The organism is Peribacillus sp. YIM B13481 (assembly GCF_042787985.1).
GTDB lineage: Bacteria > Bacillota > Bacilli > Bacillales > DSM-1321 > Peribacillus > Peribacillus simplex_A.
Window position 1 is genome coordinate 1 of sequence record NZ_JBHZPE010000093.1, and the last position, 8,585, is coordinate 8,585.

An 8,585-nucleotide genomic window follows, 5' to 3' on the forward strand; every position below is an offset into this window, starting at 1 on the left:
TTGGCTACTTAAGTCCGGTGGCTTATCGAAACTTAGCCCTTAAAAAAGTTGTTTGATTTAGTGTTGACATACCAGTCAATCTCCTCTAAGTTAAAGAATCGTGGCAACCTCTATAACTTTAAACTTTGATGGATATTATAATAAATAAAAAAACCTTGAAAAGCTTAAGCTAATCAAGGTTTTCCATCTAAATTACAAGTATTCTACTGCACCTAAAAACTCTAAATTACTATTATTAATTGTAGTTTTCTTTTTTATTCCCTCATATTTAAAGTTGTATAAAAGAATTACAACATTATACTGTCTTGGCAACTGTGCGTCACACAATGAAGAAAATTTAGGAATAATGTCATCATCGTAAGAGAACCCTTCTAATAATCGACTAAGCGAGTTATCAGCTTCATCATAAAAATCCGCTTCTCTAACAGCGTCGTCATATCTATCGATGCCAAAGCTTCGAGCAAACATTGATGGAATTAAATCCCCATCTTCTGTATAAGAAATTTCAAGTAAATTGTCTAATTCCTCTGATGAGTTAATATTCCCTACCCAAAATGAAACAAATCCTTCTTTTTGCATAAGCTACCTCCTATTGGGTTTCAACCACCATAGACATTGACATTCAGTAGTAAAGTTATTTCTATTCTTTAAATTATAAACGGGGCACTGGGAAGCCCTACAAAAAAAGGAACCTTGAAAGGCATTTTGCCAATCAAGGATAAGTTTCAATATTTATTACTCCATCATATCAAAAAAATATTCATTATCTTCATCAACTTTTTTTATAAAACTCTCTAATGAATCAGCTATTTTATTGTCAAAGAAGTGTACAGAGGTCCTTTGAGTATCATTTAAATCAAGTGTTAAATATACACCCTCGTTTACTTCATAAAAAACAAGTTTGTCTGCTTCTTCATAAATCCCCTCTAAGTCAGGGTCATACTCATAGATACCTTCCCTTAGTGTAATATCTGCAATAGTATCAGGATCCATTAATCTACTTATTGAATTCTCGTTATTGCCTTTAAAAAAACCATAACCAACTTCTAAGTAAAACTCCCTTAGTTCAGGGGGAAAGTTAAATCCGAGTCTTTCCTCTGCTTTTATAAGGTCTTTTTCTTTTAATGGAAAAAACTTATGATTACTATTTTTAATATAATCAAATTTAGCCACCATCAATTACCTCCTTGGAAACAATTTATTTGATGGAGATCCTTTACCATGAATGCCTGCCTGATGTTCATCAGGAAATTTGGCAGGATGTATATTCCACCATTCATGTGGACCACCAAAATTATTTTCTATAATATGATGCGCATCAAAAGGTTGCCCGATATCTCTTGCGACTCTACCGTTCTTATCATAAACTTCTTCAGTATAACGGGGCCATTTTTGTCCTGTTTTTCCTTCCCATTCACTTATTAGTTTGTCTTTTACACTGTTAAACTTGTTTCTATGTTTCATAGTCTCAACTGGGGTCATTTTTTCAAATTTATGATTCCTTAAAGCTTCCTTTAATTGTTCCGTTTGTGCTTTATGAATCTTTAATCCTGTTATTGTCTCGACATTTCTAATATAATCTTTAGCTAAATCGTAATCAATTCTTATCTTTAAACTATGTTGGACACTTCATGATCTTTAAAATTTTCACGTTTAAACACAAAAAAGCACTCGTTGCCTTTCGTAGACAATCAAGCGCTCTAAGTTAATATGTTTTTAAATAGCATTAATTTTGTAAGTTTTATAGTAACAGTATGACACCTTTTGTATCATAGCAACTACTACGTTAAAACTTACAAGTTTGTATGAGTTCGTTAATTTAATATCCATTCCTTGTGTTTATTCGTCGCCCAGTAAAATGTCATCTCGCCTAATCTCGTGTATCTTATTTTCCCAAAGCAATATAAGTATAAAGGTAGTCAATGATGGTACAACCATCATGGAGTCTCAACTTCAAATTGATCATTTCTTTTTCTGTACACTTCACATATGCTTAGCTTTTCTTTCATTTGTATTTATGTTGATGCGTGTTAATGTTTTTATAATTCTTTAGTTATTTTTTCAGCCTTATGTAATTCACCTAATAGCGGATTTTGATAGTCATTATAACTATCCATATACGCACGCACACCACCCAAAATATTTATCTCCTTGATATCTTCATTATTCTCTAATATTTCTAATGCCTTCTTATATCTTATATATATAAGCTGTAAAACGCCACTATTCATATCTTTAGCATAGTCTTCCTCAATTTTATTTATCACCACTTTTATTTGTTCAATTAACTGCTTTTTCTTATCCATTATATCCTCCTATCTACTCGGAACCTCTCGTGTCTCTTTTATCCATTCAGAGGGCCAGCCTTGTCGTAATAATATTTGATCCCCATCGCCTTCTAGTAATGCTCCAGTTTTTGTATATTGCTTTTCAACTCTACCTATATTTAAAACTTGTCCTTCTGGTATTTCTATAACAGCTTCATATTGCCTAGAATTTTTCCAATCTGGTACTAATGCCGTACTTATTTTTGTATTTATTCTATTTCCAGATGGACTAGTAGTTACAAATGATCCACTTGCTTTTGCACCACCACCATAAGTTCTATAAATGTAATATTTTCTTCTGTAATCACAGTTCTATAGTTACTATCAGTAAATGATTCACTTATCCAATATGGCAAATCCAGTACCATTAACCGTATTAGAAGGTACTGCCCCTGCAATAATATTTGGTTTTTAAGATTGTAAGGTAATAGATTAGGAATTGGGACTAATTCTTTTCCCTAACTATTTTGTTCCTCTTTTCCGGTAAATATGGGTGTATGATAAATCCCATTGAACATAAAAATGGATAGCCCCTTTGATTTTCGAAAGGCTCTATCCACTTCTTCTTATATAAAAACATTTCTTACTTTATAACAAATCATGATAAATAACTATTACCCTCAGCTTTTACCAATCTTATTCATCTTCATCCCAATCTTCTTTTGCCCATTCAAGGCGTTCGATTAAATAGTCTAAAAAATTATCGGCAAGTGTTCGACCATAGCCTTCCTGATTATCCCACATAATAACTGGACATTCTCCATTTTTCATTTTATTAGTATCGAGGCAATAGGCAAATTCATCAATATCTTCTATAACCACAAGTCCATCTTTTAAATCATAATACTTTTGATGACCTTTGGTAGCATCTACTACTGCTGGACCCGTAAAACCATATCCAATTATCTCCACACCGAAAAGTCCACCATACCCATAATTTCTTAAAAACCACTTGTAACTTTCCGGTAATGAGACCTGTAGTTTTTGTTCAGTTTCTTTAACTTTGTCTTCACTTACCCCATCTGTAAAATCATCATCATTTCCATACTGTTTAATAAATTTCTGTAAAGCTGAATAATTCAACGAAATCACCTACTAATCTTGATTTAAAAACTCCTTTTAATTAAGGGTAGCCCCACGAAAAAAGAAACCTTGAATGGTAAATGGCATTCAAGGTTCTACTAATACGTGTTCTAAATTCATTATTTTCCTTCTTTGTATACTATGGCAATCTCTACTACTTCCTCTGGTGTTAAATCCTCATCATTCCAAAAAATTAAGTCACTAGGGGCAGGATGAGGAACATTGTCTTCTAAAACTTCTATATTCCCACTTACTTCTTCATTAGCCAGCATAGGATTACATATTTTATTTACTAGTTCAACTAATTCCTCTTTAGATAAATTTTTACTCTTTTTTTCTGCCTCCCCTTAATTACTGCTCTTTCCAAAATGATAAGCAGGGCCTAAAGTATTTAGAATACCACATGCTCATGAGATAACCAGGTACATGGAGGATTCAATGGTGATATATTCGGCTAGAAGAGAATTGAACTAGTTGGACAATTGCAATCTTCGCTTTATGTAATGTTTTTGAGCTTTTTCGTTTAGATATGGGATTACATAAAGGTATATTATTTTTCTTCCAAAATAAAAGTTGATAGAACCAACTTTTATTGGTTGTATCAACTCTTCTTTAAATTTTGGTTATCCCAGTGCTTTATCTAGATCTATAAAACTTAATTCTCAGTTTCTTTGTATCTTTCTGGAATTTTGTTTCTCCATATTAGCATTAGTTCTTTAAATTGTTCAGTTTCCATTTCATTCTCATTTGGCTTATCGAAGATATAAAAGTGGTGAAGAACCGTCGTATCTTTTTTTATCAAGACACTGGTAGCATTCCCTTCTATTTCAAATTCTTCGTATTCACCTTCCATTACTTTGCGAACAATATCAATATACTCATCCACTTCTGTTTCAAATACAATATCTTCAATGAAGTCTGAGAAAAGGTTAATTTCTTGTGGTAGGATTATCCTTAGATATCCTAATGGGTTTCTTGTAAATTCATACGAATATTTCATTAGTTAATTATCTCCCGATATTTAATTTTTATATAAAGGAAATGCAGTAGCTATTGTCCCATCACGGTTTAAGTACATTCCAATATCAATTCCTGATGAAGTTCTGCCAACATATCTATTTCCATCTTTTATTTTGTTTTCAAAAGCCTCGTTAATAGCGTTATTCACCTTCACCCTGTCCCAATCTTTTGGAAAGAAAGTTGACTTTGCAATCTTCATCACTCCATTTATTTCCACCTTAGCTCTATATACTCCGTTGATATCTGGAGTTTCTTCAGTACCTGGAACTATCTTACCACCCATCATACTCTCGTGATGATAACCAACAGCCTTCCCACGTCGATTAATCTCTCCATGATAAACATGCCTCATAGTATCTATAGTAAATTTTTTCCCACCATCTCCACTAACTTCCGACTCCACTTTCGCCATAGAAATTAACTGATCCTTTAACCCCGCACCATTAACCACATTATAAGGTACTCCCCCTGCCAAGGACAGTTGGTTTTTAGGATTGTATGGCAATAGGTTAGGGATAGAGAATTCTTTTGCTTTCGTAACACCTTTTACTGCAGCCGCTTTTGTAGTGGCTACCCCGGTCTTCGCAACAGCTCCTGCGCCTTTTGTTCCAACTACTGATGTGACGACTGTTCCAAGGGCATAGGATACCCAGTGAGCTCGCGAATAGGCATCGCCATTTACCATATCCCGTTCATATGAGTCGGAGATGGACTTGGATATATATTTATAGGTTTGAATCGGGTGCATGATTGAATTTGCTACACCTTCAACCGTTTCGCCAGGATCTGTGACAAAATCCCAAACTCCTGTCACGAAGTCTTTACCTACATCAAAAAGGCCTACGCCGATTCCTTTTGCGATGTCTGCGGTTTGCTTGGATGCTTCTAGCTGCATGACATATTGCTGCTGGGTGGGCGCTAAGTTTTCGTACCCGATCTGCTTGGCGATTTTGAGGAACTCATCTGGACCTGTGACATCATCGAGTTGTGCCTTCAGGTCTTTGATCCGGCGATTCTCTGCTTCCTCTTGCTTAACCTTCAGATATTGCGCGGTCTCTTTTTTCCTAACTTCTAGGTTTTTATAGGCTTCACTATTTTTATAAGCTGTTGCATTAAAATAGAGAGGGGATACTACTCCTCCCCTTGTACTGGATACTTTCAATTGCTCCATGAGTGCCGTCACTGCTGCTTGGTCCTCTTCGGATTTGGCATATTCAGATGTCCACTTATGATCGATTTCGTTTACTTTGTTTATCGTTTGGGTCCGTTTCTTGTCAGCCTTCTCGATATTTTCAAAGAACGCATCATCGGAAAAAGGCTCTAACTGAATGATATCATCAATTCCGGAAAATATTTTTTTCAGATCATTTTTCTGGGCTGTGACCATTTCCTTGGAATTTCGACTGGCGTTTTCCAGCTCTTCCTCTAAAAAAGGAACCGTAACTATGGTTTCACTAAGGTTAGCTTCGATTGTATCTCCTTGAATTCCACTTAAAAAGGCAACATGCCGATTGATCAGACGCAGCCAAGAATCCACGACATCGATTTGTGCTTTGTAAAACCCTTTAATGGCCTCTGCGCCTTGACCTTGTAGCTCATCATCCAAATTAACGATGCTCTCAAATCCTTTTTTTAATTCCGTGAGCTGTTCTTTTAGGTCCTTATATTGTCCGACACGCGTTTGCATTGCAGAAACTAGTGTTTGAGATTCGTAAATCATAGACATATTGGAAAGTCCTTTCAACTACTTTTCTTATAAAATCTTAGAGATTACAAGATTTCTTATTTATGTAATATTTTTATTGACTGTAAAATTATGGACTAAATATATTTTAGAAGAGTTTCTTCATTTATTCAAGAATTAACAAGAAAGCAACCTTTCTGGGGCGTGTCCATCTGAATAATATCCTTTTCCGGTCATATACAATCCAACAAGAAGATAAGTTGTTATAGATATTCCTATTAAAAAATATCCTATGATATTAAACTTCGTCACGGTTCTATTAGCCGCATGACATATAAACTGGTCTTTAATTCTACCCACTTTTGAGCTACTAATATACTTCTTGAAATCAGCATCAGCCGTCACTTCACTCCACATATCTGACATAATTGATGCTTGAGAAAGAACTGTCAGACTAGACGGACCACGAAGTAATATAAGCTTTAGTGCAGGTTCTAGTTTTTATTTAGAAGGAAATATCAAAATATACTTGTGGTTACGATAATGCTAACTAAACATACTTCATTTAAAAAGAACAAATTTAAAATGATTGCTATAGCGTAAAATAAAGCCCACCATCGATTTTTCGTTTTTATCCTTTTGTGGAAGATATGTATTCCGATGTTGGCCGTCCAAGTATTGACCCTGTAACCCTATTAAAATTACTTTTATTATTAAGACTACCCTCTAAACAAAAAACACTACCAATTAAAATGGCAGTGTCGTTTTCTTGATAACTTTATCGGTCCAATATACCAGGTAATGTCTGAGAAATATTTGTCAGTTGGTCGACAACATCAAATACTGCTTTCGTCATAAATATTTGAACCACTATTAAAATGCTCAGTAATATTAAAAGAATTATTTTAAAAGTTGTATTCATGGAAACCTATTACCTCTCTTTAGTATGTGGCCTTTGAATAATCATAACTTACATTCGATTTAGTAGTTAGTGTTATATAATTATCAAATTTACCTACAACAGTTAATCCAGCTCTAGCATATGTTCCTGTTGAAGCCCAACCAGCAGCAGGGTTAAATGTTTTTCCACTTATATTTCTATTTAAATCCGTTGCTCCATCATTTAACTGCCATCTAGCATAATCATATGCCAAACTAGATCGATCATCAATTTTTAGATTTTCACCAAAATTCATGGAAATCCCTACTGAAAATGGATATCCTAGTGACAATGAAATTGAAGACGTCCCTCTGTCTCCCATAGGACCCCAATCGTCTAATTGATCTGAAGCCGCTGGTATATCTATATCTGTATAAATAGATCTAGCCCATATTCCTTTATAACTTGTGACTTGAGTTACAGGTTTTAAAGTGAAATAATCATATTTTTTACTCTTTTCGCTATTTTGCTTGTACAAGTGCCAATCTGTATCCATTCTAGCAACCAAAAGTCCAAGACGATATCCTTTTTCCACCAAACTATATTTGTTTTTAACTCTTACACTTTCTGCTTTTACTTTATTATTAGTAATAAAAGTAAAAGAATCAGTTGTATTTTGTTCTTGATTAATTTCATTTTCAGTATCAATAATCTCTGATTGAGTATTTATAACCTCTTGTAACACCATTTTATTTGTGTTTGGAATTGAATTACCATTTTCATCAAAATTATTAATAGAAACATCTACAAACTGAAGTTCTTGACTTTTGTCTATTGTATATCCTATAACATGACTTGTAAATTCAGAATCAGCAGCATCAAGAGAACCTTTTTCATTCACTTCATCGTCTGAATGTTCAGAATCATTAGATACATCCGCACTTTCGTCAACGAATTCCTTACCATTTTCAATTGCTTTTTCATTCAATTCTTCTTCGCTCAAACCAAATTCTAACTGTCCATCATTTTCTTTAACGGTAAGTTTATCTAAATCTAAGATTTCTTTATATTCCTCTGCTTGAACATCACCGTAAAGAAATACTCTTTTACCATCTTCTAATTCAGCTTTCAAAAAATCTTTATATGATTTATTTCCTTCTACAACAGCGGCATCAGCAGCAATAGAATTTGATTTCTCAAGATCTTGATTATTTTCGGGGGAAACAACACTAACGTTCAATTCATTATTATCAACTTTATCTTGGATATCTTCAAACTCCGGATCACTATTTTCTTCAACAACAGTATTCACGGTTTCTTCTGTGCTTGTTTCATCATCAGCAATAATAACTATATTCTTTTCTTCCGATGAATCATTCGTGGTTTCTTTCATTTCATTAGCTTTGGCAAAAAAATTAACAGAATAACTACTAAAGAATAAAAGCAAAGACAAAATTACAACAAAACTACCTCTTAATATTTTTTTTGTTTTACTCAAAATAAACCCTCCCTATTGGATTTGGGTCAATATTTTGGACACTAAAAAGTTAAATCTTAAGCTGTATTCCTAATTCGATCTTCAATGGCTTGT

Annotated in this window: 8 protein-coding genes and 2 pseudogenes; 1 reads left to right on the plus strand and 9 read right to left on the minus strand. The window is 33.9% G+C overall.

Going from position 1 to position 8,585, the window contains the following annotated elements; translation table 11 throughout:
- Nucleotides 1–192 precede the first annotated feature (192 nt).
- The 8 genes and pseudogenes from ACFX4X_RS24615 to ACFX4X_RS24650 all read right to left on the minus strand — a co-directional run bounded on the left by ACFX4X_RS24615 (nt 193) and on the right by ACFX4X_RS24650 (nt 6,156).
- Nucleotides 193–579, minus strand: a complete 387-nt coding sequence (locus ACFX4X_RS24615) for an immunity 22 family protein (protein ID WP_377387356.1) — start codon at nt 577–579, stop codon at nt 193–195.
- A 156-nt stretch (nt 580–735) separates the two neighbouring features.
- Nucleotides 736–1,173, minus strand: a complete 438-nt coding sequence (locus tag ACFX4X_RS24620; RefSeq protein WP_340860151.1) for an SMI1/KNR4 family protein — start codon at nt 1,171–1,173, stop codon at nt 736–738.
- Nucleotides 1,174–1,179: 6 nt separating this feature from the next.
- Nucleotides 1,180–1,605, minus strand: a pseudogene (locus ACFX4X_RS24625) (hypothetical protein); the annotation flags it as partial.
- Nucleotides 1,606–2,039: 434 nt separating this feature from the next.
- A complete protein-coding gene (locus tag ACFX4X_RS24630) occupies nt 2,040–2,306 on the minus strand; it encodes a hypothetical protein (protein ID WP_377387359.1) in 267 nt (88 codons plus the stop codon).
- 657 nt (nt 2,307–2,963) lie between these two features.
- Nucleotides 2,964–3,410 carry an SMI1/KNR4 family protein gene (locus ACFX4X_RS24635; protein ID WP_377387362.1) on the minus strand — a complete coding sequence of 149 codons (447 nt, stop codon included), beginning with the start codon at nt 3,408–3,410 and terminating at the stop codon, nt 2,964–2,966.
- A 119-nt stretch (nt 3,411–3,529) separates the two neighbouring features.
- Nucleotides 3,530–3,739: pseudogene (locus ACFX4X_RS24640) on the minus strand (bacteriocin immunity protein); the annotation flags it as partial.
- 326 nt (nt 3,740–4,065) lie between these two features.
- Nucleotides 4,066–4,410 carry a tRNA-Val4 gene (locus ACFX4X_RS24645; protein ID WP_377387365.1) on the minus strand — a complete coding sequence of 115 codons (345 nt, stop codon included), beginning with the start codon at nt 4,408–4,410 and terminating at the stop codon, nt 4,066–4,068.
- 21 nt (nt 4,411–4,431) lie between these two features.
- On the minus strand, nt 4,432–6,156 hold the full coding sequence (locus tag ACFX4X_RS24650; RefSeq protein ID WP_377387368.1) for a T7SS effector LXG polymorphic toxin: 1,725 nt from the start codon (nt 6,154–6,156) through the stop codon (nt 4,432–4,434).
- Between the two features lie 599 nt (nt 6,157–6,755).
- On the opposite strand from ACFX4X_RS24650, the gene ACFX4X_RS25580 reads away from it, so the two are divergent.
- A complete protein-coding gene (locus ACFX4X_RS25580; protein ID WP_483878231.1) occupies nt 6,756–6,887 on the plus strand; it encodes a hypothetical protein in 132 nt (43 codons plus the stop codon).
- 168 nt (nt 6,888–7,055) lie between these two features.
- On the opposite strand, the gene ACFX4X_RS24655 is transcribed toward ACFX4X_RS25580, so the two are convergent.
- A complete protein-coding gene (locus tag ACFX4X_RS24655; RefSeq protein WP_377387371.1) occupies nt 7,056–8,492 on the minus strand; it encodes a hypothetical protein in 1,437 nt (478 codons plus the stop codon).
- Nucleotides 8,493–8,585: the final 93 nt, after the last annotated feature.